The organism is Acidovorax sp. 22279 (genome assembly GCF_052045435.1).
Lineage (GTDB): Bacteria > Pseudomonadota > Gammaproteobacteria > Burkholderiales > Burkholderiaceae_C > Acidovorax > Acidovorax delafieldii.
Window position 1 is genome coordinate 191,206 of record NZ_JBQEOV010000007.1, and the last position, 25,825, is coordinate 217,030.

The 25,825-nt window shown below is 64.9% G+C and carries 19 protein-coding genes and 1 pseudogene; 5 read left to right on the top strand and 15 right to left on the bottom strand.

Going from position 1 to position 25,825, the window contains the following annotated elements; all coding sequences use genetic code 11:
• The first annotated feature begins 7 nt into the window (after positions 1-7).
• Entirely contained in the window at positions 8-1,492 is a 1,485-nt protein-coding gene (locus ACTJKQ_RS11505; protein WP_440596918.1) for a cryptochrome/photolyase family protein, read from the top strand.
• Positions 1,493-1,531: 39 nt separating this feature from the next.
• On the opposite strand, the gene ACTJKQ_RS11510 is transcribed toward ACTJKQ_RS11505, so the two are convergent.
• The 7 genes from ACTJKQ_RS11510 to ACTJKQ_RS11540 form a co-directional block, all read right to left on the bottom strand.
• Positions 1,532-2,704, bottom strand: a complete 1,173-nt coding sequence (locus tag ACTJKQ_RS11510; RefSeq protein ID WP_440596896.1) for a PilT/PilU family type 4a pilus ATPase — start codon at positions 2,702-2,704, stop codon at positions 1,532-1,534.
• Positions 2,705-2,815: 111 nt separating this feature from the next.
• Positions 2,816-9,058: an Hpt domain-containing protein gene (locus ACTJKQ_RS11515; RefSeq protein ID WP_440596897.1), complete on the bottom strand. Its 6,243-nt coding sequence runs from the start codon at positions 9,056-9,058 to the stop codon at positions 2,816-2,818.
• A 51-nt stretch (positions 9,059-9,109) separates the two neighbouring features.
• Complete coding sequence (locus tag ACTJKQ_RS11520; RefSeq protein ID WP_056066230.1) at positions 9,110-11,398, bottom strand: methyl-accepting chemotaxis protein; 2,289 nt, start codon at positions 11,396-11,398, stop codon at positions 9,110-9,112.
• Between the two features lie 21 nt (positions 11,399-11,419).
• A complete protein-coding gene (locus tag ACTJKQ_RS11525; protein ID WP_056066233.1) occupies positions 11,420-11,947 on the bottom strand; it encodes a chemotaxis protein CheW in 528 nt (175 codons plus the stop codon).
• Between the two features lie 15 nt (positions 11,948-11,962).
• Entirely contained in the window at positions 11,963-12,328 is a 366-nt protein-coding gene (locus ACTJKQ_RS11530) for a response regulator (RefSeq protein ID WP_005796104.1), read from the bottom strand.
• Positions 12,328-12,726, bottom strand: coding sequence for a response regulator (locus ACTJKQ_RS11535; protein WP_005796099.1), 399 nt, complete (start codon positions 12,724-12,726; stop codon positions 12,328-12,330). The genes ACTJKQ_RS11530 and ACTJKQ_RS11535 overlap by 1 nt, the downstream gene beginning before the upstream one ends.
• A gap of 59 nt (positions 12,727-12,785) precedes the next feature.
• Positions 12,786-12,938 carry a rubredoxin gene (locus ACTJKQ_RS11540; protein ID WP_165836572.1) on the bottom strand — a complete coding sequence of 51 codons (153 nt, stop codon included), beginning with the start codon at positions 12,936-12,938 and terminating at the stop codon, positions 12,786-12,788.
• Between the two features lie 115 nt (positions 12,939-13,053).
• On the opposite strand from ACTJKQ_RS11540, the gene thiD reads away from it, so the two are divergent.
• Entirely contained in the window at positions 13,054-14,013 is a 960-nt protein-coding gene (gene thiD, locus ACTJKQ_RS11545) for a bifunctional hydroxymethylpyrimidine kinase/phosphomethylpyrimidine kinase (RefSeq protein ID WP_056746881.1), read from the top strand.
• Positions 13,997-15,294 (top strand): annotated as a pseudogene (hemL, locus tag ACTJKQ_RS11550) (glutamate-1-semialdehyde 2,1-aminomutase). The gene thiD and the pseudogene hemL overlap by 17 nt, the downstream one beginning before the upstream one ends.
• A gap of 100 nt (positions 15,295-15,394) precedes the next feature.
• Here the strand turns inward: hemL and ACTJKQ_RS11555 are convergent.
• A complete protein-coding gene (locus ACTJKQ_RS11555) occupies positions 15,395-16,174 on the bottom strand; it encodes an IclR family transcriptional regulator domain-containing protein (protein WP_440596898.1) in 780 nt (259 codons plus the stop codon).
• A gap of 260 nt (positions 16,175-16,434) precedes the next feature.
• Here ACTJKQ_RS11555 and pobA point away from each other — a divergent pair, with 260 nt between their 5' ends.
• Positions 16,435-17,619, top strand: coding sequence for a 4-hydroxybenzoate 3-monooxygenase (gene pobA / locus ACTJKQ_RS11560; RefSeq protein ID WP_121942078.1), 1,185 nt, complete (start codon positions 16,435-16,437; stop codon positions 17,617-17,619).
• A 49-nt stretch (positions 17,620-17,668) separates the two neighbouring features.
• On the opposite strand, the gene ACTJKQ_RS11565 is transcribed toward pobA, so the two are convergent.
• The 5 genes from ACTJKQ_RS11565 to ACTJKQ_RS11585 all read right to left on the bottom strand — a co-directional run bounded on the left by ACTJKQ_RS11565 (position 17,669) and on the right by ACTJKQ_RS11585 (position 21,985).
• On the bottom strand, positions 17,669-18,178 hold the full coding sequence (locus ACTJKQ_RS11565) for a c-type cytochrome (protein WP_440596899.1): 510 nt from the start codon (positions 18,176-18,178) through the stop codon (positions 17,669-17,671).
• Positions 18,179-18,219: 41 nt separating this feature from the next.
• The gene (gene purH, locus ACTJKQ_RS11570; protein WP_260668431.1) at positions 18,220-19,821 is read right to left on the bottom strand and encodes a bifunctional phosphoribosylaminoimidazolecarboxamide formyltransferase/IMP cyclohydrolase; all 1,602 of its coding nucleotides are present in this window, start codon (positions 19,819-19,821) and stop codon (positions 18,220-18,222) included.
• Between the two features lie 95 nt (positions 19,822-19,916).
• A complete protein-coding gene (locus tag ACTJKQ_RS11575) occupies positions 19,917-20,150 on the bottom strand; it encodes a Fis family transcriptional regulator (RefSeq protein ID WP_015015597.1) in 234 nt (77 codons plus the stop codon).
• The gene (dusB, locus tag ACTJKQ_RS11580; RefSeq protein ID WP_440596900.1) at positions 20,147-21,193 is read right to left on the bottom strand and encodes a tRNA dihydrouridine synthase DusB; all 1,047 of its coding nucleotides are present in this window, start codon (positions 21,191-21,193) and stop codon (positions 20,147-20,149) included. The genes ACTJKQ_RS11575 and dusB overlap by 4 nt, the downstream gene beginning before the upstream one ends.
• 210 nt (positions 21,194-21,403) lie before the next feature.
• The gene (locus ACTJKQ_RS11585; RefSeq protein WP_440596901.1) at positions 21,404-21,985 is read right to left on the bottom strand and encodes a D-Ala-D-Ala dipeptidase; all 582 of its coding nucleotides are present in this window, start codon (positions 21,983-21,985) and stop codon (positions 21,404-21,406) included.
• 151 nt (positions 21,986-22,136) lie between these two features.
• On the opposite strand from ACTJKQ_RS11585, the gene ACTJKQ_RS11590 reads away from it, so the two are divergent.
• Positions 22,137-22,619: a YqaA family protein gene (locus ACTJKQ_RS11590; protein WP_056066264.1), complete on the top strand. Its 483-nt coding sequence runs from the start codon at positions 22,137-22,139 to the stop codon at positions 22,617-22,619.
• A 22-nt stretch (positions 22,620-22,641) separates the two neighbouring features.
• Here the strand turns inward: ACTJKQ_RS11590 and ACTJKQ_RS11595 are convergent, their stop codons facing one another.
• Both ACTJKQ_RS11595 and ACTJKQ_RS11600 read right to left on the bottom strand, forming a co-directional pair.
• Entirely contained in the window at positions 22,642-24,282 is a 1,641-nt protein-coding gene (locus tag ACTJKQ_RS11595; RefSeq protein WP_440596902.1) for an AAA family ATPase, read from the bottom strand.
• Positions 24,283-24,449: 167 nt separating this feature from the next.
• A complete protein-coding gene (locus ACTJKQ_RS11600) occupies positions 24,450-25,691 on the bottom strand; it encodes a diguanylate cyclase (RefSeq protein WP_440596903.1) in 1,242 nt (413 codons plus the stop codon).
• Between the last annotated feature and the right edge of the window lie 134 nt (positions 25,692-25,825).

Genomic DNA, 25,825 nt, shown 5'->3' on the forward strand with positions numbered 1-25,825 from the left:
GGTGAACATGCCCCCCTCCCCCGAGCCCACTTACTCCCGTGGCCTGGTCTGGTTCCGCCGCGATCTGCGTGCCCACGACCAGGCGGCCCTGTACCACGCGCTGACGCGCTGCGAGCAGGTGTTCTGCACTTTCGTTTTTGATGAGGACATCCTCGATGCCCTGCCCCGCGCCGACCGGCGGGTGGAGTTCATCCGGGAGTCGCTGGTGGAGCTAGATGAAACCCTGCGCGCACTTTCGGGGCATGAAAGGGGAGGCCTCATCGTGTGGCACGCGGTGGCCAGCGATGCCATTCCGGCACTGGCCAACGCCCTGGACGTGCAGGCGGTCTTTGCCAACCACGATGACGAACCCCAGGCGCTGGACCGCGACCGCCTGGTGCGCACGCGCGTGGCGGCTGCAGGCAAGGCCTTCCATACGTTCAAGGACCATACCCTGCTCGAGCGCAGCGAGGTGCTAACGCAGACCGGCAACCCGTACAGCGTGTTCACACCGTACAAGAATGCATGGCTCAAGAAGATCGATGTGTTCCAGCTCAAGAGCTATCCGGTGGAGCGCCACGCCCACCATCTGGCCGCACGACCGGAAGCCTATTGCCAGCCGGTGCCCACTTTGCAGGACCTCGGGTTTGAGCCCACAGCGCTGTCCCAGCTGCGCCTGCCCACCGGCGCCCAGGGCGCACAGCAGTTATTCGACGATTTTCTCGGCCGCATCGAGCGGTATGAGGACACGCGCAACTTTCCAGCGGTGAAAGGGCCCAGCTACCTGAGCGTGCACCTGCGTTTTGGCACCATCTCGCCGCGCTTGCTGGCGCGCACGGCGCACAGCCTGATGCTGGAGGGCAACCCGGGCGCCACGACCTGGCTCAGCGAACTGATCTGGCGGGACTTCTACTTCCAGATCCTGCACCACCACCCGCATGTGGTGGGCCAAAGTTTCAAACCGGCCTACGACGCCATCGCCTGGGAGACCGGCCCCGGGGCCGATGCCCTGTTTGCCGCCTGGTGCGAGGGCCGCACCGGCTACCCGCTGGTGGATGCCGCCATGGCGCAGATCAACCAGACGGGCTACATGCACAACCGCCTGCGCATGGTGGTGGCCAGCTTTCTGGTGAAAGACCTGGGCATTGACTGGCGGCGGGGCGAGGCCTACTTTGCCACGCACCTCAATGACTTCGACCTGGCCGCCAACAACGGCGGCTGGCAGTGGGCCAGCTCCAGCGGGTGTGATGCCCAGCCCTATTTCCGCATCTTCAACCCGGTGAGCCAGAGCGAGAAGTTCGACCCGGAGGGCAAATTCATCCGCCGTTACCTACCCCAGCTCACAGCGCTCCCCACCAAGGCACTCCACGCCCCCTGGCTGGCGCGCCCGCTGGAACTGCAGGAAGCGGGCGTGCGCCTGGGAGACACCTATCCCTTGCCCGTGGTGGAGCACGATGCCGCACGACAACGCACGTTGGAGCGGTATGCCGTGGTGAAGACAGCTGCAGGGTAACAACACACCGACCCACAGACTCAAGCAGGTCGCCGAGCGCTAGTGATGCGCCGTGGGCGGCGGGTCGTCCGGCGGGAGTTCCTCCGGCGCCATCTGCATGCCCTCGCCGCCCAGCGAGGCCCCGGCGGCCAGCCGCAGCCGCAAGCGCACATCGGTGCGGTTGTCGGCGTTGGCAATGGCTTCTTCGGGCGATATCGCACCGGTCTCCACCATGCCCAGCAGCGATTGGTCAAAGCTCCACATGCCCTGCTCACCACTGCGGGTGATGGCGGTCTTGAGTTCGTCGATCTGCCCCTTCTGAATCAACTCTGCCACATAGGGCGTCAGCAGCATGATCTCGGTGGCGGGCACCAGATGGCCCGCAAGCCCCTGGACCAGCCGCTGCGCAATCACGGCGCGCAGGTTGAGCGACAGGTCCATGAGCAGTTGGCGGTGCGCATCCTCGGGGAAGAAGTTGACGATGCGCTGCACGGCCTGGTTGGCGTTGTTGGCGTGCAGAGTGGACACACACAGGTGGCCGGATTCGGCGTAGTGCAGCGCGTGCTGCATGGTGGCCCGGTCGCGGATCTCCCCAATCATGATCACGTTGGGCGCCTCACGCATGGCACGGCGTAGCGCCTCGTCATACGACAGGGTGTCGAGACCCACCTCGCGCTGCGTCACCAGAGATTTTTTGTGGCTGTGCAGGTATTCGATGGGGTCTTCTACCGTGAGGATGTGCCCGCCAGTGTGCGTGTTGCGATGGTCCAGCAGTGCGGCCAGCGTGGTGGTCTTGCCCGAGCCTGCCGAGCCCACCGTCAAGACCAGCCCCCCTTTGAGAAACGCCAGCCGCTGCAGCACGGGCGGCAACCCCAGTTCTTCCAACGTCGGGATCCGCGCTATCACATGGCGGATCACCATGCCGACCTGCCCGCGCTGCATGTGCACGTTCACGCGAAAGCGCTCCCCGTCAGCGGTCTGCAGCGAGAGGTCGCACTCCATCGTGGTCTCGAACTCCTTGCGCTGGGCCTCCCGCAAGATGGAATAGGCCATATGCCGCACATCGTCGGCCGCCAGGACTTGCTGTGTGATGGGGACAAAGGCACCCTGCCGCTTGATGGTGGGCGCGGCACCCGCCAGCAAAAACAGGTCCGAAGCCCGCTCGCGCGCTACCAGGGCCAGGCAGGCCAGCAGCCGGGGATCGGGGGAAGGGGATGGAGCCAGCGGGTCCATCACGGTGACTCGGTCCGCCCTATCGATGCACAGGACACCACAAGGCAAGGCAACAAGAGAGCACTCCCGACCCAGGCTGACTCGCAGGGTCGGGAGTGGGCCAGCATGGTGTCAGGCCTCAGCCGCTGCAGCGATGCGGGCGTAGTGCTGGATCAGGCTCAGCAGCTCTTCGTCCGAATACGGCTTGCCCAGGTAGTGATTCACACCCAGCTCCATCGCGTGCTCGCGGTGCTTTTCAGCAATCCGCGAGGTGATCATGATGATGGGCAGATCACGCAAGGCACCGTCTGCACGGATGTTGCGCGCCAGATCGAAGCCGTCCATGCGCGGCATTTCGATGTCGGACAGAACCACCGTCGGGCGTTCTTCCTGCAGACGCTCCAGCGCCTGCAGGCCATCGGCCGCCAGGGCCACACGGTAGCCTTCGCGCTGCAGCAGACGCTGCGTCACGCGGCGCACGGTGATGGAATCATCCACCACCAGCACCAGCGGCACCTGACTCGGTCCCGACAACTGCTGAGACACGACGGCCTTACCCGTGCCGCCTGCGGCGGGGGCGTCGGGCGCTGGTGCCATGTCGGCACTGGCCGCACGCACCTGGTCGCCATACACCGTGGCCAAGGCCACCGGGTTGTAGATCAGCACTACGGCACCCGATGCCAGCACGGACATGCCCGCCAGACCCGGCAGACGGGACAACTGCGGCCCCAGGTTCTTCACCACCACTTCCTGGTTGCCAAGCACTTCGTCCACGTGCATCGCAACACGCTGGGCAGCGCTTCGGAAGATCACCACCGGGCGGGTCTTGCCCGCCGGCTCGGTGCTGCGGCTGGACGACTGCAGCAGGGCTCCCGACCAGAAGAACGGGATCTTCTCCATGCCGTCGTCAAACACGCCGGTACGGTAAGCCTCTGCCAAGTCAGGGGCCGAGGTGCGGCGGACAATCTCGACCACGTTGGCCGGAACGCCGATCGCCAAATCACCCGAGCGCAGCATCACCACCTGCGTCACTGCGGTGGTCAACGGCAGCACCATGCGGAATGCCGCACCCTTGCCCGCCTCGGTGGAGGTTTCGATGCGGCCGCCCAGCGCATTGATCTCAGCACGCACCACGTCCATGCCGATGCCCCGCCCTGCCAGACCAGTCACTTCGGAGGCCGTCGAGAAGCCTGGCATGAAGATCAGGTTGGCCGCATCCGCATCGCTCAGCTCCACGCCGGGCTCCACGATGCCCTGAGACACGGCCTTTTCGCGAATGCGCGGCAGGTTCAGACCCGCTCCGTCATCGCGGAACTCGACCGATACGTCATTGCCTTCGTGGTGCAGATCCACCGTGATGGTGCCCGACGACGGCTTGCCGGCCGCCGTGCGCACTTCAGGCTCTTCAATGCCGTGGGCCACGCAATTGCGCAACAAATGTTCGAAGGCGGGCGTCATGCGGTCCAGCACGCCACGGTCCATTTCGATGGAGCCGCCGGTGATGTCCAGCTTGATCTGCTTGCCGGTTTCCTTGGAGGCCTGACGCACCACCGCGTACAAGCGCTCGGCAATCCCCTCGAACTCCACCATACGTGTGCGCAGCAGATCCCGTTGCAGCTCACGCGCCTGGCGGCCTTGGGCAATCAAGTCGTCTTCAGCGCCTTCCATGGCACGTTGCAGATTGCGCTGCACCGTGGCCACGTCGTTGACCGACTCGGCCATCATGCGGGTCAACTCCTGCACCCGTGTGAAGCGGTCGAACTCCAGCGGATCGAAGCCCGCAGCAGAGTCCTTGGACAGCGCCAGACGCGACTGCATCTGGGATTCGGCCTGCACCTCGATGTCGCGCAATTGCTGACGCAAGCGGTCCAGATTGCCCGACAGATCGGTGAGTGAGCTACGGAACTGGCCCAGGCGCGCGTCCAGGCGCGAACGGCTGATCATCACCTCGCCCGCCTGATTGACCAGGCGGTCCAGCAGCTGTGCACGCACGCGCACCGACTGGTTGGCTGCCACTCGCAGGGGCGCCAGCTGGGATGGTCCTGGCAGGCGCACGGACGGAGCCGTTATCGCCAGCGGCTTGGCAGAAGATGCTGCCGCCGAGGGGACGGAGGCTGCGGCCGCATCCACCACATTGGCATGCAAGGCGGGCGTGGCTTCGACCGGCAGAGTAACCACCGTGTCGGAAGGACTCTGACCAATGGCACGCAGCGCCTCGAAGTTGGCTTGCAGTCCATCGAAACTGCCTTGCAACGGCTCAATCTGGTCGGCCGTGACGGTTTCTGCGTCCAGCTGCTCGATCGCAGATTCCAGCCGGTGGGCCATTTCGCCCAGGCGCATCGCCCCGGCCAGTCGTGAACTGCCCTTGAGCGTATGAAGGGCTCGCAATACTTCGCTGCGGGCGCTGAGGTTGTCGGGGCGCGACGCCCATTGGCGCAACGCACCACCGAGCTGGGGCAGCAACTCGGCCGCCTCTTCCTCGAAGATGGGGAACAGGTCGGGATCGATAACGTCGATCGCATCGATGTCATCGTCCGCGTCCGGGATCGAGGCAATGGCGTGCGCAATGGCATCGTCAATGTGCTGATCGTGGTCGTGGATGACTGCCGACAGCGCGGGCGCCACATGGCCCACCACAGGGGCAGGCACAGCCGGTGCAACAGCCTCAGGCTCTGCATCCACCACAGGCACCTCCGCCACCGGCTCAGGCGCCAACTCGGCCGCAGCAACTTCGGACGCTTCCTGCTCTGCGGCGTCGAGGTAGGCCTGCGCATCTTCCTCGGGTGGAGACTGGGTGCTGACCACCTCGGTTTCCAGAATCTGGCGCAGTTGGGCCAGCACTTCCGGGCTCGGCTCTTTGAGGAACCCGGCAGCAAACTGGTGCAACAGGCGACGGATGTCTTCCGCTGCAGCCATGAACGCTGCCGCCTGCTCTTCGGTGCCACCCGACTGCAGCTGCACATGCTGCAGCGTGTGCTCCAGCACGCGGGCCATTTCGGACAGCGCGGTGAAGCCCACCGTGGCCGAACTGCCGGCGAGCGAGTGCGACAGGGCCACGGCCGTGTCAGGCAGCGGCTCATGCAGTTCCAGCGCCCATTCCTGCAAACAGGTCACCAAGCGACGAGACCATTCATCGGCCTCATTCAGGTACACGTTGTACAGCGGGATACCGATGCGCAGCGTGTCGATGACCTTCACCGCATCGTCGCTGCCGCCTTCTTCCTGCGGCAGGGCATCGAGCAGATGCGCCACTTCTTGCGCGGGCTCCACTTCAGCGATCAGGTCGTCTGGCAACGCTTCGGAACCGGCCACAGCCACGTCCTCGGGGGCAGGTGCAAGCAGTTCGGCAGCCTCGGCCGACTCGGCCTCCAGCAGCTTCTCCAGCTCAGCCACGTCCAGGGCCTCCAACCCATCCGAAGGAATGCGGACCTCTGTATCCACCGCGTTTTGCGGTTCGGCGGCATCGAGCACCAGGTCTTCTGGCAGCAATAGTTCGTCGCCCAGGGCGCCAGCGGGCGCTTGCAGCGGCGCATCGACAGGTTCTGCGTGATCCACTGCTGGCACAGGCGCTTCCGCAGACACAGGCTCCAGGTCAGGCAGCTCCAGGTCGAGGACAAAGTCCACGCTGGACGGATCGACCACAGGTGCAGGTTCGTGGGCAGACTCGTTCAAAGCTGCAGTGAACACCGAGAAGTCGATCTCCTCGGCCACTTCCGGGGCAGCGTTGGCGCTCTCGACGGGCTGTTCGGGAACATGCTCGGAGATCTCGGTGGCCTGGAAATCCGGCACCGTCAGTTCTTCGCTGAGCACTTCGGTGGAGAGGGCATCCACCGGCTCTGGCGCGGCCTCGGCAAGCTCCGGCGCGGCCTGTGGTGCTGTAGGTTCGGGTGCCATACCGCCACCCGATGGCATCGCCAGCGGTACCAGCGTGCCATCCAAGCGCATGGCGTCTGCCGACCGGCGGAAGGACTCAGGGTCCCAGCCCGTCGCGCGGCCTGCGGCGATGTCGTCTGCCCAGCTACTGAAAGCATGCAGTGCGTCGGTGGACAACTGCAACAAGCTCGGCTGCATGGGCTTTTGTTCGGCCAGCCAGACGTTGAGCACCTGCTCCATCGACCAGGCTGCTTCGCCAAAGTCGTTCAGCCCCACCATGCGCGAGCTGCCCTTGAGCGTATGGAACGCACGGCGCAGTGTGGTCTGCTCGCTCAAGTCACCAGGTTCACCCCGCAGCTGCTCAATGGCAGCCAGGCCGTTGACCACCACTTCGCGTGCCTCTTCGAGGAACACGTCGAGCAGTTCATCTTCGACATCGGGCGCTGGAGCAGGCGCAGCCGCAGCCGCCGGAGCGGCTGCTTCCAGCGGTACGGGCGCGGCAACGGCGGGAACGTCAAAGGAGATGTCCGGGGCCAGGCCTGCGGGCTCTGCCGCCACGCTGGCATCGGCTGCGGGGGCCGACTCAAAATCAGGGAACGGTGCAAAGTCCGTGGGCTCGCTGACAGGCTCCTGCACCGGAAAGCGGGGAATCACGTCTGGCACCAAGGTGGCAGAACGCTCTTCCAGCTTGGCAGGCGCTTCTTCCACAGCATCAGAGGCGCGCGCACGGGTTTTACCCATGAGGATGCGCAGTTCGCCCAGTTCTTCGTCGTACACAAAGAGCTTGCGCGCCATGGTGCGCTGATAGCTCAGCATGTCGATCAGGAAACCCAATGCGCCCAGGCTGTTACCCAGCTTTTCAAACGCGCTTTGGCGTTCTTCTTCGGGCACCTCGTTGATCAGCAGACGCTCCACCGTGTCGCGCATGCGGACCACCGCCAGTGATGCCTGATCCAGCCCCAGCACCGACAGCACGCCGCGCATCTGCGCAAGATGGCCTGGCACGGTCGCCAGCACACCAGTGTCCTTCGGGTTGCGGAAAAACTGGTCCATGGCCTTTTCGGCCTCGCCCAGGGTCACCCGGAGCTCATCGACCACGCTGCCCATGGTCTGGTTGTCGCTGACCCGGCGGTACAGCTCTTCCATCCATTGTTCAAGGGGTTCGGGTTCGGCACCCGCCGTGACCGCATCCAGACGCTCTGCAAGACGGCTGGCGCGGGCTTCCATCTGTTCGTCTGCCGTGTCCAGCTCTTCAAAAGCTGCCTGCAGGTACAGCACGGAGGTAGCCACTTCCATCGCCAATGCGGGCGACGGGGGTTCGCCCGACCGGGTGGTTGAATCCAGGGCACGCGTCAGCGCCTGCGCCAGGTTCTCACTGCCCGGATGGAGCTTGCGCAGCGAATCACACACCAAGCTGAACTGGTCTGCCGCTGGCTTGAGTTTGTTGCGGTCGCCACCCGCCAGGGCAGACCAGGTTTCCGTGGCCGAGGCAATGCGCTTGCGCGCCTGCGTCAACACCGCCGGGTCAAACCGTCCGAAGCGGGCAGTCTCGTAGTCCACCGGCTTGAAGCGGTCCAGCGCAAAGGCCTGACGGACAGCACGCAATGAGGGCGCTGCGTCCTCTGCCAGATCGGCCACCTTGGCCTGCGAGCAGAAGAACAGCAGGTCCTGCACCAGCCGGTCGGCGATCGTCGGATCGCCCTTGGCCAAGGTGGCGTACTGCATGAGCACACGGGATGCCACGCGCTTGACGTACACATCTGGCGGCAAAAGGCCCGAGCTAAACGCATCGAAGAAACCCGCGCAAATTTTCCAGAACGCACGCGCCTGCCGATCTGTTTGTGCAGCCACAAAGCCCAGGCAGGTGTCGCGCAGGCTCAGGGCGGCCTTCAGGTCCCCCGACTTGACGATGCGCAGCACAGCTGCATCCAGCCGCGCCCGCGCCTCGGGACCGTAGGGCAGAGGTGGGCGCGATACCGCACCTTCGGGTTCACGGAAACGGCGCTCCACCGGCCAGAGATCAGCGGGATGAACGCGATCAGCGCCTGCCAGTGCCTGGGCATCGCGGTACTGCGGAAACAGGGCCACGGGCGATACGGCTTTGCCCGCCAGCACGGTTTCCAGGTATTCGATCAGCGCAAAACTGGCGCGCTCGATCACGGCGGCAGCGTCATCGCTGCAGGTTTCGGGGCGCTGAACAAACTTCTGCACCGCCGATTCCATGGACCGCAACACCAGCGCCGGAGGGCCCATGCCCACCATTTCCAGCGCACCACAGGCTTGGTGCAGTTGCTGGCGCGCAATGCGCAGGGGGCCAGCGTCCAGCGCCGCCAGATCAGACTCGCGTGCTACCTCTGCATCACGCACAAAGCGCCGCATCGCCTTGACAGCACCGTCCAGCGATTTGCGCAGCTCGTCAAGCACCCAAGCCAAAGGACCCAGGTCCTGATCTCCCTGGGTCCCGTCGGCGGCCGGTGCATTGTTGACATCAATAGATGACATGGATTCGTCCCCGGCTGCAATGAGCCAGCTGGTTGATGACTAACTGCTGCGTCAGGCGATCTTGAAACGTGCCACCGATTGGCGCAGTTCCTCGGCCATGTGCGAGAGCTCGCGCACCTGTTGCGCTGTGGTGCGGGTACCTTCACCCGTCTGCTCGGTCACCGCAAAAATGTGCTGGATGTTGTCGGCTACTTCGTTGGCCAGAACAGCTTCCCGGGAAGTCGAAGACGAAATCTGCTCAATCAGTTCGGCCAAACGGCGCGACACGCGGTCAATCTCGGTCAGCGCAGTACCAGCGCTGTCGGACAGGCGTGCCCCTTCCACCACACCCTGCGTGGAGCGCTCCATAGCAGCCACGGCATCCTGGGTGTCGGTCTGAATGGCTTTCACCAGGGCAGAAATCTGGCGCGTCGCATCGGCCGAACGTTCAGCCAGACGCTGCACTTCTTCCGCCACCACCGAGAAGCCGCGACCGGCTTCACCGGCGGATGCAGCCTGGATGGCAGCGTTCAGAGCCAGCACGTTCGTCTGTTCGGTAATGTCAGAAATCAGCTCGGTGATTTCACCGATCTCCTGCGACGATTCACCCAGGCGCTTGATCCGCTTGGAGGTGTCCTGGATCTGGTCACGGATGGAGTTCATACCGCCGATAGCGTTCTGCACGGCCTGCAGACCCGAGTCCGCGGCTTGCAGCGACTGACGGGCCACCGTGGCGGACTCTTGCGCTTGTGTAGACACCTCGTTAATGCGAGTCGCCATGTCCAGAACGGAGCGGCCGGTTTCGCGAATTTCACGCAGCTGCTCGGTCGATGCCGCCAGCAGTTCGGTCGAGGTGTTGTCCACCTGGGCAGTCGTCTGCGCCACGCGGGTCGCCGTGTTCTGCACGCTGCCCACCAGTTGGCGCAGCTCTTCCACCGTGTAGTTCACCGAGTCGGCAATGGCGCCAGTGATGTCTTCCGTCACGGTGGCTTCTTGCGTCAGGTCACCTTCAGCGACCGACTGCAGTTCGTTCATCAAACGCAAAATGGCGGCCTGGTTGGCGTCGTTGACGCGCTTGGCTTCCTGCTCCTGGCGCTTGGCGTCGCGTTGCTGGTTTTCAGCAGCTGCCTGACGGCCACGGCTGTCCAGCAGCTGGACGCGCGAAATGCCGATACCGCACAGCAGCACGAACAAGCCTGCCAGCGCCAGAGCGGCGAACTGGCCGGCGCCCAGACCGGTCTGGGCGGACAGCTTGCTCTGCAGACCTTCCAGCTGGCGGCGCAGTGGCTCGCTGTCGGCAATGATGGCGGACTGTGCTTCGCGGGCAGACACCAGACCTTGCAGGTTGCCCAGAATCGCGCTGGCCTGGGTCCGGGTCTGTTCGTACAGCTTGATCAGCGCTTCCAGTTGTTCGCGGGTCTGCGCGTCCTTGGTGGCCGACAGGCGCAACTCAGGGCTGCCTTCCAGCAGGCCCTGCGCGATTTCCTTGAAGGAGTTCAAGTCCTTGCCCAACAGGAACACTGCCTCAGGGCTCACGCCTTCCATGGTCTGGAACTCGTTGGCAGACTTGCCGATACGCTGGGTCAACATCACCAACTGGCCTGCGGCGGAGATTTCGGCAGCGGGCGCATTTTGTTGCAGCTTGAGCGAGGAGACCGTTTCAGCGATTTCCAGCAGGTCGGACGACTGGCGGTTGATGGTGCGCAGAGCGTCGCCCACCTGCGTCAGGATCTTCTGCTGACCCATCACCACACTGGCGTTGCGCTCAGCGCGCTCCATCAGGGGGTTGACGGCGTCCAGATCGGGCTTGAAGGGCTCACCCAGCGACTGCACACCCAACTCGTTGTCACCGGCATTCAGGGCGCGCACGTTGCGCGCCAGCACGCCAGAGCTTTCCACCACGTCCGGGAAGGCCTGTGGGCTACCCACCAGTGCCTGCGACACCGACTTGGCAAGACGTTGCGACTGCATCAGCGACTGACCGGTAGCGGCCAATTGCTGTGCGGAACGGTCGGCCTGCTGCAGCACCCAACCGGCGATCAGCGCCAGCACCACCACACCCACGGCCAGCAAGGCCAGCAGTCGGCGCTGATGGCCGGCAGCGGTCGAGCGGCCCAGCAGGGGCAGGCTGATGAGGTCTTCTTCGGCCTCGGGCGCGGTCAACTCGGGCGTGTAGCCGTCGGGATCGCCCTGGACGCTGTTCATGGCTTCGGCCTGGTAGGAGTCGCGCAGTTGCGAGCCATCCAGCGCCCCCGTGGCCAGGAGATCCTGCCCATCGTCGGTCGCGCCGGCGGCTGCGCCGGTGTCAGGCGTGGCGGGTTTCCGGTTGAACAGTTTTCCAAATTGATTGACGACGGACATGGTGCAGCCTTACAGAAAAACTCAAGCACTGATGCTCAGGAAAGCGGGATGTTGGGACAGGATCTGCAAGTTCAGCTCCTGCCAGCGTGTGCCACTGGAATCGATATAGGTGGTGCCGAAGAAGCTGGGTGAATCCTCGGCGGGCGGCTCGGACGACACAAACGCATCCGTGCCGCGCAGACCGGCGAGGCGGTCCACCAGCAAGGCAGCGTTAACGTCAAGCGCCGCATTGAATGCCAGCAGGCTGGCCTCGGACAGGGCTTGCTCGGTGCGTGCTGCGGTGGACCCCAGCAACCCGGCCAGATCCACCACCCCCACCAGGCCGCCGCGCAGGTTGGCCACCCCCAGAAACCAGCTCTGGGTGTAAGGCACCGCCTGCACCGATACCCAGGGGAAGATCTCCCCGGACTGCCCCAGGGGCAGCAAATAGAAATTCCCGGCGGACTCTACAGCCAGCCAGGAGGACACAGACGTACCTTCGGACCTTGCAGCCTGCAAACGGCTGGCAAGTCGGGTCTGGAGCTCCCGTAGGGCTTCGCGGTTTGCCATGAGCGCGCCGCTGCCTCAGTTCAGAGCGTCAATTTTGGCCTGCAGCTCTGCGGGATCCACCGGCTTGGTGATGTAGCCGCGCGCACCCTGGCGCATGCCCCAGACACGGTCGGTTTCCTGGTTCTTGCTGGTGCACATGATGATGGGCACATCAGCGTAAAGGGGGTCACGGGTAATGGCACGCGTGAGCTGAAACCCGTTTTGGCCCGGCATCACCACATCCATCAGGATGAGGTCAGGCTTTTCTTCGGCCAGACGGCGAAACGCCTCTTCGGCATTTTCTGCGGTACGGACTTGCATGCCTTTTTTCTGAAGCAGGTCCGTCAAAAACATCAACTCGGTCTTCGAGTCGTCGACGACCAATACTTTCTGAATGGGCATTACATGGCTCCTTGTTGGGAATTGCCAAACTGCTGCACTGCCTGCAACAGCTGGTCTTTGGTAAACGGCTTGGTGAGATATTCCTGGCAGCCGACCATGCGCCCACGCGCCTTGTCGAACACGCCGTCCTTGGAGGACAGCATCACCACCGGGGTATCTGCGAAACGGGCGTTGCGCTTGATGATGGCGCAGGTCTGGTACCCGTCGAGCTTGGGCATGAGGATGTCGCAGAAAATCAGCTGAGGCTGGTAATCGTTGACTTTGGCCAAAGCATCAAAGCCGTCGTCGGCCAACAAGACTTCGTGCCCCCCCTGCTTGAGAAAAATCTCGGCGCTTCGACGGATGGTGTTGCTGTCATCCACCACGAGCACTTTGAAAGATGCGCCTGTTGTAGTCAATTGTCACTGCTCCCGATGGAGAAAATAAACAACGCAGCAGCGATTGGTGCTGGAGCGCCTCAGATCTGGACCATCTCGAAATCTTCCTTGCGGGCACCACATTCTGGGCAGGTCCAGTTCATCGGGACCTGATCCCAGGGGGTGTTGGGTGGAATGCCGTGTTCGGGAGACCCCTCAGCCTCGTCATAAATCCAGCCGCAAATCAAACACATCCAAGTTTTAAAGTCGGTCACAGCTTAAAGGGCCTTCACATAGAATGCAACGATTGTATCTAGTGATCTCCGCGGCCTGCAGCTTCCGTGCCACCCCTCCAGCAGGATCTGGTCCATGACCATCAAAGCCTCCCTTCCCCCCCCAGAAATCCCAGATATTGACGACGATGACGCGGAGGAAGCGAGCCCGGCCTGTGTGCTGGTGTTCAATGCCAGCGACCCCAGCGGAGCCGGCGGACTGACCGCCGACATCACCACCATCGCCTCGGTCGGCGGGCATCCGATCGCCGTGGTCACCGGGGCCTATGCCCGCGACACCGCTCAGATTTTTGACCACTTCAGCTTCGACGACGAGGCTGTGTCCGAGCAGGCGCGGGCCGTGCTGGAAGACCTGCCCGTACAGGCCATCAAAGTCGGCTTTGTGGGCAGCCCCGAGAACATCAGCACCATTGCCGAGATCACGACCGACTATGACGAAGTCCCCGTGATCGCCTACATGCCCAACCTGTCCTGGTGGCGTGACGAGCTGATCGACGAGTACCTCGACGCCTTCCGCGAGCTGCTGCTGCCCCAGACCTCAGTGTTGGTTGGAAACCACAGCACCCTGTGGCGCTGGCTGCTGCCGGACTGGACGGGCGAGCGCAGCCCCACCGCCCGGGACATTGCTCGCGCAGCGTCCGAGATGGGCGTGCCCTACACATTGGTCACTGGCATCCCCTTGCCCGAGCAGTTCGTCGAGAACGTGCTGGCCTCTCCGCAGACCGTGCTGGGCAGTGGCAAGTTTGAGCTGTTTGACGCCACCTTCTCGGGCGCGGGCGATACGCTCTCGGCCGCACTCACTGCCCTGGTGGCCAGCGGCAACGACTTGGGCGAAGCCACCAGCGAAGCGCTGGGTTACCTCGACCGCTGCCTGGACGCAGGCTTTCGCCCCGGCATGGGGCACATCGTGCCCGACCGCATGTTCTGGGCACAGCCTGAGGACGATGAGACCGACGGCGACGAAGAAGAAACCACGATTGATGAAACACAGGCCCTGGAGGGTTTTGTGATGCCACCCCATGACACCAAGCACTGATCTCAATATTCCCCTGTTCGAACGCGCCAAGGCGCTGATCCCCGGAGGCGTGAATTCGCCCGTGCGGGCCTTCAAGGCGGTCGGAGGCACACCCCGCTTCGTCAAGCGCGCGCAAGGCGCCTACTTCTGGGATGCGAACGACCAGCGCTTCATTGATTACATCGGCTCCTGGGGCCCGATGATCCTCGGCCACGGCCACCCCGCCGTGCTCGACGCGGTGCAGAAGGCGGCGCTCGAAGGCTTCAGCTTTGGCGCCCCCACCGAGCGCGAAGTCGAGCTGGCCGAGGAGATCCTGAGCCTGGTGCCGTCCATGGAGATGATTCGTCTGGTCAGCTCGGGCACCGAAGCGGGCATGAGCGCCATCCGCCTGGCCNCCGCAGCAAGTTCATCAAGTTTGAAGGCTGCTACCACGGCCATGCCGACTCGCTGCTGGTCAAGGCCGGCTCGGGCCTGGCCACGTTTGGCAATGCCACCAGCGCGGGCGTGCCGCCTGAAGTGGTGCAGCACACCCTGGTGCTCGAATACAACAACGTCGCCCAGCTCGAAGAAGCCTTTGCACTGCACGGCAAGGAACTGGCCTGCGTGATGATCGAGCCCATCGCGGGCAACATGAACCTGGTGCGCGCGAGCGTGCCGTTCATGCAGCGCTGCCGTGAGCTGTGCACCGAATACGGTGCGCTGCTGGTGCTGGATGAAGTGATGACCGGTTTCCGCGTGGCCCTGGGCAGCGCGCAAAGCGTGTACGCCAAGAGCATCCCCGGCTTCCAACCCGACATCACCGTGCTGGGCAAGGTGATCGGCGGTGGCATGCCGCTGGCGGCCTTTGGTGGCCCGCGCGCCATCATGGAACACCTCGCACCGCTGGGCGGCGTGTACCAGGCGGGCACGCTGTCGGGCAACCCGGTGGCCACGGCCTGTGGCCTGGCCACGCTGCGCGAGATCCAAAAGCCCGGCTTCTTCGATGCGCTGTCGGCCCGCACCCGCTCGCTGGTCGATGGACTGCAAGCCGCTGCCACGGCCGAAGGCGTGCCGTTCTGCGGTGACTGCGAGGGCGGCATGTTTGGCTTCTTCCTGCTGCCCGAACTGCCGCAGAACTATGCCCAGGTGCTGAAAACCGACAGCGCGCGCTTCAACCAGCTGTTCCACGGTCTGCTGGACCGGGGCATCTACATTGCACCGGCCTTGTATGAAGCGGGCTTCGTGAGCGCCGCCCACACCGCCGACGACGTGGCAGCCACCGTGGCTGCTGCGCGTGAAGTATTCAAGACGCTCTCAAAATAATAGCTATCAGCGCATATTGCACTAGCGCTTCCTGCCAATTTGGCACCGAATGGCCCTCACAAGGGCCATTTTTCATGGCGGCGAGGCTTGTGGCGGACAGTCACAGCAGTCCGCGCAGTTCGCGGGCGGCCTCCTGCAGCAGCGGCAGCATGTCGCGCTGCAGGCTGCCCTCGTCCATCTGCTTGGGCGACGCCACCACGTTGAGCGCCGCCACCGTATGGCCCTGCAGGTTGCGCAGCGGCACAGCCAGCGCGTGCACGCCCAGCTCGTGCTCCTCCACGGCCAGGCAATAGTCATCCCGCCGCACCTTGGTGATCACCTGCCGCAGCGGGCCTACCTGCGTAATGGTTTGGGGCGTGAGGCGGTGCAAGGGCCGGTTCTTAATCCAGGCGGTCAACTCCGCCGGGGGCAGCGCCGCCAGCAACACGCGGCCGGTGGACGTAGGGTGGGCCGGCAGCCGCGCGCCCAGGTGCAAGCCATAGGCCAGCACCCGCGACGGCGCGCCATACACGCCGCTGCGCGCCACGATCACCACCTCATCCCCATCCAGCACCACCGCCGAGAACGACTGCTGGGTCTGGGCTGCCAGCCGGTTCAGCGTGGGTTGCAGCACGCGCGGCAGCCGGGCAGACGCAAGGTAGCTGCCCGAAAACCGAAGCACCTTGGGCGCCAGCCAGAAGTAGCTGCCATCCGTTTCCAGATAACCCAGGTGCGCCAGTGTCAACAGGTGCCGCCGCGCCGCCGCCCGCGTGAGGCCGGTGCGCTGCGCCGCCAGTGTGGCGTTCAGGCGCTGGCGCTCGGTGTCGAAACTCTCCAGCACGGCCATGCCTTTGGCCATGCCTTCGATGAAGTCTGCCTTGGCGATGGGGGTGGAAGCCATGGGGGTGACGGGTTGGGGACCAGGGGGTTGAGCGGGGTTCGAACGCCAGGGCTACCGGGGCCCTGCAGCGACTCGGTGCACTCACCAACGGGCCTGACCACCCGCATCACCCCGGAGACTGCGCGATCATCGCACAAAGCATCGACTGATCGCACGCAATCGGCAGCGCCGGATATCGCTTTGATCTGGATCAACCTACGCTCAAGGCCACTGGTTTTCGGTATCCCCCATCTCCCCCACCCCATTCCCAGAGGTTTCCCATGCGCACCCAGGTTGCCATCGTTGGTGCCGGCCCCGCCGGCCTGCTGCTCGGTCAGTTGCTTCACAAGTCCGGCGTTGACGCCGTCATCATCGAGCAGCGCAGCCCCGACTACGTGCTCGGCCGCATCCGCGCCGGGGTGCTGGAGAAGGTCTGCATGGACCTGCTGGACCAGGCGGGCGTGAGTGCCCGCGCCCATGCCGAGGGTCTGCCCCACGACGGCATCGAGCTGCTGTTCAAGGGCCAGCGCCACCGCATCGATCTGCACGAGCTGACCGGCGGCAGCCGCGTGACGGTGTACGGCCAGACCGAAGTCACGCGCGACCTGATGGATGCGCGCGCAGCGGCCGGCCTCACCACCGTGTACGACGCACAAAACGTGCAAGTGCACGACTTTGACGGCCAGCACCCACGCGTGACGTACGAAAAAGACGGCCAGACCCACGAGCTGGCGTGTGACTTCATCGCGGGCTGCGACGGCTACCACGGCGTGTGCCGCGCCAGCGCGCCGGCCGACCTGCTCAAGACCTACGAACGCGTGTACCCCTTTGGCTGGCTGGGTGTGCTGGCCGATGTGCCACCGGTGTCGCACGAACTCATCTATGCCAACACCGAACGCGGGTTTGCGCTGTGCAGCATGCGCAGCGCCACGCGCAGCCGCTACTACGTGCAGGTGCCTACGACTGACAAGGTCGAGAACTGGACCATCGACCAGTTCTGGACCGAGCTGGGCAACCGCCTGGACCCCGAGGCCCGCGCCAATCTGGTGACCGGCCCCGCTCTGGAGATGAGCATCGCCCCGCTGCGCAGCTTTGTGGCCGAGCCCATGCGCTTTGGCCGCATGTTCCTGGCCGGTGATGCTGCCCACATCGTGCCACCCACGGGCGCCAAGGGCCTGAACCTGGCCGCCAGCGACGTGGGTTATCTGTGGACCGCGCTGACCGAGTTCTACAAAGAAAAGTCAGCCGTTGGCATCGACACCTACTCCGACCGCTGCCTGCGCCGTGTGTGGCGTGCCGAGCGCTTCTCCTGGTGGTTCACTTCGCTGATGCACCGCTTTCCGGAAACCGGCGAGTTCGGCCAGAAGATCCAGGAGGCTGAGCTGGACTACCTGGTGCACTCCCGCGCGGCCTCGGTGTCGCTGGCGGAAAACTATGTGGGCCTGCCGATGAACTTTGGGGCCTGAGCCCCAGCGGGCCTCCAGACCCGGCCGCCATCGCCATCGCCATCGCCATTCAGCGGGCGGCGGATGCGGGCTCTGCGGCCGACGTGCCCTGTGCCGCGGCGGACGGCACCGGCAGCGACACCAGCCACTGCGCCATCTCGCGCGCCTGGGCTTCCGTGACTTGCGGGTGGCGCGGCATCAAGGTGCGGCCCCACTCGCCCACACTGCCGTTGCGGATCTTGCCGGCCAGGTAATCGACTGCGTCGGCGCGGTCGCGGTACCGCGCTGCTATCTGCTGAAACGACGGGCCGACGTAGTAGCGCTCCATGCCATGGCAGCGCAGGCAATCGGATGCCTCCACCAGGCGAAGTCCGGCCGGTGCGGAGGGCGGTGAGGCAGCGCTGCCTTCTAACCCGCCTGCACCCGACGCGCCCTGAGCGGCACTCACAGCGTCCGGCCCCGGCTGCAGCATGCGCCAGCCCAGGTTGAGCATGCCCAGCACCACCAGTGCCATGAACACCATCAGGGCCCACCCCAGCCAGCGGGGCCGGGGTGGCGGGGTCTCATCGTCGCGGTGCATGCGCGCGCACCGCCGCGAGCCCCGTCGCGATACCCATCATCTCAGTGGCGGAAGTGGCGCACACCGCTGAAGACCATGGCCACGCCACGCTCGTTGGCGGCGTCGATCACTTCGTTGTCGCGCATCGAACCACCGGGCTGGATCACGCAGGTAGCGCCCGCATCAACCACCACGTCCAGGCCGTCGCGGAAGGGGAAGAAGGCGTCACTGGCTACGACCGTGCCTTGCAAGGTCAGGCCTGCGTGGCCCGCCTTGATGCTGGCGATGCGGGCCGAGTCCAGGCGGCTCATCTGGCCCGCACCCACGCCCATGGTCATGCCGCCCTTGCAGAAGACGATGGCGTTGCTCTTGACGTACTTGGCGACCTTCCAGGCGAACAGCAGGTCTTCCATTTCTTCCAGCGTGGGCTGCTTCTTCGTCACGACCTTGAGGTCGATCAGCGACAGCTCGTGGTTGTCAGCGGTCTGCAGCAGCAGGCCCGAGCCAATGCGCTTGGCGTCCATGGCGTTGCGGCCACGTTCCCAGTCGGTCTTGCCACCGTGTGCGGGCAGCGCGATCTTGAGCAGACGCACATTGGCTTTGGCCTTGAAGATCTCCAGCGCCTCGGCGGTGAAGTCGGGAGCCATCAGCACCTCGACAAACTGTTTGCTCACCTGGGCCGCTGCCTGGCCGTCCACCACGCGGTTGAAGGCGATGATGCCGCCGAAGGCGCTGGTGGGGTCGGTCTGGAAGGCCTTGCTGTAGGCGCTCAGCGCGTCCAGGCCCACGGCCACGCCGCAGGGGTTGGCATGCTTGACGATCACGCAGGCGGCCGCTTCAAAGCTCTTTACGCACTCCCAGGCGGCATCGGCGTCGGCGATGTTGTTGTACGAAAGCTCCTTGCCCTGCAGCTGCACGCCGGTGACCAGGGAGCCGGGCGCGGGGTGCAGGTCGCGGTACAGCGCGGCCTGCTGGTGGCTGTTTTCGCCGTAGCGCAGGTCCTGCACCTTGGTGAAGATGCCGTTGCTCTGGCCGGGGAACTGGGTGCGCGTGGGCACATAGGTTTCCGACAGTTTTTCTTCTTCAAACGTGACGGACGAGAGGTAGTCGCTGATGGCGCCGTCGTACTGCGCGATGCGGTTGAACGCAGCCACCGACAGCGCAAAGCGCAGCTTGTCGCTCAACTTGCCACCGGCCTTGAGTTCAGCCAGCACGGCCTCGTACTGGTCGGCCGAGGTGATCACGCCCACGTCCTTCCAGTTCTTGGCGGCGCTGCGCACCATGGCGGGGCCGCCAATGTCGATGTTCTCGATGGCGTCGGCCAGCGTGCAACCGGCCTTGGCCACGGTGGCTTCAAAGGGGTAGAGATTGACCACCAGCAGGTCGATGGTGTCGATGCCGTGCTCCTTCAATGCCGCCATGTGTTCGGGCAGCTCGCGGCGGGCCAGCAGGCCACCGTGCACCTTGGGGTGCAGCGTCTTCACGCGGCCGTCCAGCATCTCGGGGAACTGGGTGACTTCGGCCACCTCGGTCACGGGCAGGCCCTTGTCGGCCAGCAGCTTGGCCGTGCCGCCGGTGGACAGCAGCTTGATGCCCAGCGCGTGCAGCGCTTGCGCGAATTCGACGATGCCGGTCTTGTCAGAGACGGAGAGAAGTGCGTTCATGGTGGTGGTGCGGAGGTTTTGAATGAAAACAGGCTATAGCGCTAGTGAATCATGCGCTGGCAGCTACAAAATAAATAGCAATTGGGCGCAATCCATCAGAGCAGCTTGTGCTCGACCAGCTTCTTGCGCAGGGTGTTGCGGTTCAGGCCCAGCCATTCGGCGGCGCGCGACTGGTTGTTGTCGGCCTGCTGCATCACGACTTCCAGCAGCGGCCTTTCGACCACACGCACCAGCATGTCGTACATGCCATCGGGCGTCTCGCCGCCCAGGTCGCGAAAGTAGCCCTGCAGGCTTTCGCGCACGCATTCTTCGATGTGTTTCTTGCTCATGCAACCAATCCCTCTTGTTCTTCTGTGTCGGCATCCACGTCGGTGGCGGCAGGCAGCCGGTCCATCTGTTGGCCCAGGGCATCCAGGTAGTCGGCCACGGCCTGCCACTGCGTGGTGCAGTCTTCGATCGTATTGATATGTGCCCGCAAGGCCTCGCCGCCCGGCAGCGCGCGCAGGTACCAGGCAATGTGCTTGCGCGCACTGCGCACACCGGTCAGCTCGCCATACAGGCTGTAGTGGTCTTGCAGGTGGTCCAGCAGCAGGCGCCGCACCTCGGCCACCAGCGGTGGTGCCAGGTGTTCGCCCGTGGCCAGAAAGTGGCCGATCTCGCGGAAGATCCACGGGCGGCCCTGGGCTGCGCGACCGATCATGATCGCGTCGGCTCCGGTGACGGCGAGCACGTCGCGCGCCTTTTCGGGCGAGGTGATGTCGCCGTTGGCCACCACAGGCACCTTCACCGCCGCCTTGACGGCGGCGATGGTGTCGTACTCGGCATGGCCCTTGTAGCCCTGCTCGCGCGTGCGGCCGTGCACGGTGAGCATCTGGATGCCCACGCTTTCAAACTGCCGCGCCAATGCCACGGCGTTCTTGTGCTCCTGGCACCAGCCGGTGCGCATCTTCAGCGTGACAGGCACGTTGAAGGGAGCGCAGGCCTCGACCACCGCAGCGGCGATCTCCACCGCCAGCGCCTCGTTCTGCATCAGGGCGGAGCCCGCCCATTTGTTGCAGACCTTCTTGGCCGGGCAGCCCATGTTGATGTCGATGATCTGCGCGCCGCGTTCCACGTTGTAGGCCGCAGCCTCGGCCATCATCGGTGCATCGGTGCCGGCGATCTGCACGGCAATGGGCCCCGGCTCCCCTTCATGGTTGGCCCGGCGCGAGGTTTTGAGGCTGTTCCACAAATCCTTGCGCGAGGTCACCATCTCGCTCACCGCATAGCCCGCACCCAGCGCCTTGCACAGCTGGCGGAACGGCCGGTCCGTGACGCCCGCCATCGGGGCGACGAACAACCGGTTCGCCAAAGGAATGTGGCCAATTTGCATGGGCGGGGATAGGGAGGGGGAGGCAGCAACAGATGCTGAAAAAGGAGGCGGGATTGTACCTGCTCAAAATTTCAGCAACTGAAATGGAGCACACACCGTATCTATCTGCCGGTCGGGCTCCATTGAGTCAGCCCACGGGACGCTTCCCTCGCCCCCCACTCGAGCCCTGTGGCGCAAGCCCCGCAGCGTCTCAACGCGCCGAGTGCAGGTTCACCGTGCGGCGAGATCGGTGTCTGCAGCCTGTGCGGGCGGCACACCCCGCTGCGCGAAATGCCACCAGGCATCCGGCAGGTTGTCGAACTGGTGGCGCGCCATGAGCGCCAGCAGCCACTGGCGGTTGTGCAGCACGTCCGGGGAGAAACCGCTGGCGCCCGCAGCCTCCGAGCGCGCAGCGCCCGCCGGAGTGCCCATGTCCACGGCCTGCCCGTCGGCCAGCGGCCCGCGCACCACTTTATGGGCCTTGGTGCCATCCACCACCTGTACCTGTACCACCCAGCCACCGCTGGCGGTGTTGCAGGTGGCCTGCAGCGCCATGCCCTGGGACTGCAGCTCGCGGCCAATGCGCTCCAGCGCCGGCCGTGCGGTGGGCGCCCTGTCGCACGGCGCTATCGCGGTGGGCTCCCACAGCGTTGGCCCCCCTTGCAGGCCAGGGCTAGGTACCGCGGCCTGCGGGCTGTGCACGCAGGCCGCCAGCAACAGGGCCATGGCGGCCGAAGACCAGCGGGTCGCGGGCGGCAAAGCCACCGAGGGGTTCAAGCGGCGTGGTTGGGACGTTGTGGGCAATACCGGCATGGGCGACCTCCTGGGGTTGTCATTCAGGGCCAATGTGTTTTCACGATACAAAAGACGCTGCAACCCAGCCATGCGCCGATGGCGCGCGCCCCTGTAGGACAGATCCCCCTGGGGCACATGGAGCTCCACCCGCCCCCTACACTCGACAGCTATGGAAATCTGGATGCACCAGCTGCTCGAATGGCTGGCCCTGCCGCAATTCGGACTGAGCACAGTCTTTGTGGTGTCTTTTGTCTCGGCCACGCTGCTGCCACTGGGCTCCGAGCCCGCCGTGTTTGGTCTGATCAAACTCAACCCCGACCTGTTCTGGCCCGCCATCATCGTGGCCACCCTCGGCAACACCCTGGGCGGCGGCGTGAGCTGGTGGATGGGCCTGGGTGCGCACAAGGCGGTGGACAAGGCACGCGGCAATGCCACCGAGGTGCGGGCGCTGAGCTGGCTCAAGCGCTTTGGCGCGCGGGCCTGCCTCTTGAGCTGGCTGCCGGTGGTGGGCGACCCGCTGTGCGCGGTGGCCGGCTGGCTCAAGCTGCCGTTCTGGCAGTGTCTGGCCTATATGGCCGTGGGCAAGTTCCTGCGCTACCTCGTGATGACGAGCGTGCTGCTGTACTTCATGCCCGGCCACCTGGCCCCGTAGCGGCCCGCCGGTGCCACCGGGGTCAGTGTGGCAGCAGACGGTCCCAGTCCACGGGCACTGTGGTGTCCACGTGCAGCGTGATGGCCTCTTCGTGAGGCTGCAGGGGGTGGGCTCGGGCCCACTGGGCGTCCAGCACTGCCACGTCTGCCTCTGACGCACCGCCTCCGGCCAGCGCGCGCTGGCGTACGCGCTCGCGCAGCACCGGAAGGGGGGCCTCGAACGACAGAATGTGGCAGGGCACTTGCGCGGCAGCGGCCAGCTCCAGGAAAAGTGCGCGGGCATCACGGTCCAGCAAGGTGGCATCCACAATCACGGAGTAGCCTGCCGCCAGCACCTCGCGCGCCACTTGAGCCAGCCGCTGGTGCGTGCGCAGTGTGGCCTCTGCGGTGTAGATGCCGCCCGGTATTCCGTCGCTGGCAGCATCGGGCGCCAGGCCAAACAGGCGCTTGCGCTCCACATCGGCCCGCACACGCACCATGCCACGCTGGCACGCCAAGGCCAGCGCATGGGTGCTCTTGCCCGCGCCCGAAAAGCCATGAGCCAGCCACAAGCTGGCAGAGCACGCCGTGGACCAGCGTGCAGGCCGTTGTCCTGCAAAGCCCGCCGCCAGCTCCAGATACCCCTCCACGGTTTGCGCAGCGTGCCCGCTGCCACTACCGCCACCGGTGGGGTCCATCCGCAGGGCTGCAACCCGCGCCCGCACCAGGGCACGGTAACAGCCGTAGTAACGCAACACCACAAAGCCTGCATAGTCCCCGGTGTGTTCGAGCCACCGGTTCAAGAACCGCCAGGCCAGATCCGCCCGACCATGGGCCGCGAGGTCCATCACCACAAAGGCGATGTCAGCCACACAGTCGATCCAGCGCAGGGCGGGGCTGAACTCCAGGGCGTCGAACAGCTGGGCCTCACCATCGATGAGCGCAATGTTGGCCAGGTGCAAATCGCCATGGCACTCGCGCACCCGACCGGCTGCCCGGCGCGCCTCGAACGTGGGGGCCAGGGCCTGCCCCTCATGCTGGCACCAGCTGGTCACCTGCGCCAGCAATGGCCCCTGACCAGGCAGTGCGCCTGCCACGGCCGTGTGCAGAGCCGCCAGGCAGTCACCCACCGGCGCTTGCACCGCCGCTGCTGTGCCCCAGGTGGTGGCGCCTGCGGCGACGGCGGCCGTGGCATGAAACTGCGCCACATGGCGCGCCAGCTGGTCGATCTGCGCAGGTGACACACGATGTGCGTCCAATGCGGTAGCGAGCAGTGCCTCCTGGGCAAAACGCCGCATCCACACAGCGGGCTCGGCGCCTGGTGGAGCGCCTTGCCAGGGCACCACCCGCAGCGTGGCCGAAGCATCTTTTGCCGCATCGCTCACCAAGCCGACAACGCCCAGGTAAAGGCCCGGCGCCGTCCGGCGGTTGATGCGCAGCTCTTCCTCGCAGGCCGCATGCCGTAGCGCCCGCGTGCTGAAGTCCAGAAAATCCAGCTGCAGTGGCTTTTTGAACTTGTAGGCGAAGTCACCGGCCAGCAGCACCCACGAGATGTGGGTTTCTATACATTCCACGGGCTCCATCGGGTCTACCGGATGCGGGAAAGCCTGTGGTTGCTGCTGCAGCATGCGCACGCGCTGCTGGGCAGTGGCGAATTCGGCCGACAGGTCAACGGATGGGGACATGGAACGGACGCGGGGCCTGGGCTTCGGCACCCACGCGCCGGCGCAGCACGGTGCGATGCCACCCAACGCGCAGGTGGGAACAGACCCTCAGTGTGGGCGCCGCAGGCCGCTTGTCAACCCGACCAGCACAAACGATAGCCGGCACACCGCCAGCCAATGGCCAGAAACTACAAGAAAGCGTGGCCGCTGGGGATCGACAGGTCCGACAGCTGAGAGTCGCCTTTGGCGATGGGCTCCTCGACCACCACCTGGTTGCGCCCACCCTCCTTGGCCATGTACATGGCAGTGTCCGCCCGCGAGAAGAACTCCAGCACCGACTCGCCCAGCACATACTGGGTCACACCGATGGACACCGTCACGCGGCCTTTGAGCAGGCCCGTCCAGGCGTGCGACTCGACCTGGGCCCGAATGCGTTCGCAGGTGTTGAGCGAGGGCAGCAACGAAGTCGCCGGGAAGATCAGCAGAAACTCCTCGCCACCGTAGCGCCCAAACACGTCGCCACCGCGCACGCCCTGCTGCGCAATGCGCGCAAAGGTCCGCAACACCTCGTCGCCCCCCAGGTGCCCCAGCTCGTCGTTGATGCGTTTGAAATGGTCAATGTCCAGCACGGCCAGGCAGAGCGGAATCCCGCTTTCGTCAGCCAGCTGTTTTTGTTCTTCGAGCGCCGCCAAGATGTAGCGGCGGTTGAAACAACCCAGCAAAGTGTCGCGCTGCGCATCTTCCTGGATGTTCTTGATCTTGCGGCTGGCCTGGTAGAGGCTGCGGTACAGCCGCTGCACGCGGCCCATGAGCACGATGAACGCTGGCACGGAGACCGCCAGCGCCAGCAGGTGCATCAGCTCCAGCCGCAGCAAGGCGTCGTTGCCCTGATCTGCGTAGTGCGCGGCTGCCACTGCCGCATAAGCGCACAACACCCCGGCCGTCAGCACCAGCAACGTGCGCCGGGGTACGGTAAAGATGCCGTAAGCCACTGCCACAAACATGAAGGGGGCCAACAGAATCTGCGTGACAGGCTCCAGGTAGAACAACCCCAGCATGCCGCTGATGGAAGCCACCACGATGCCTAGCTTGAGATGGCGCAGCCGCAGTTTGTGGTGCAGACCCAAACGGAACAAGGCACCAAACACCGCGAAGCCCGCCGCCGTCAGACCGGCCAGCACCCACAGCACCTGGACCCCCACCACGCCCAACGCATAGAACCCCAGCAGGGCCAGGGCGTACAGGCCAATGAGCCCCGCCACAGCCCACCACTTGGACTGCGCACTGCGCTCTCCCCGGGGGCCAAAGCCATCCAGCGCGCGCCGTCCAGGTCGCACGGCGACTGAAGACGAATCGTCGAACTCCAGCACGGCATCGGTCAACGGGAAGGCATCCGTCGCCGAAAACAGGTTTTTGCGTCCAAAAAGCATGTGGTGGCGGGCTCTGGCCTGGATATGTGGGTGGGCGGTGCAGCAACACACGCGCAGCACCCGTCAGACAAATCGCAGGATCTTACGCGTGGCTGACAGAATCGAACTGCGCGTTTTCCAGTAGCCCAGGCGAC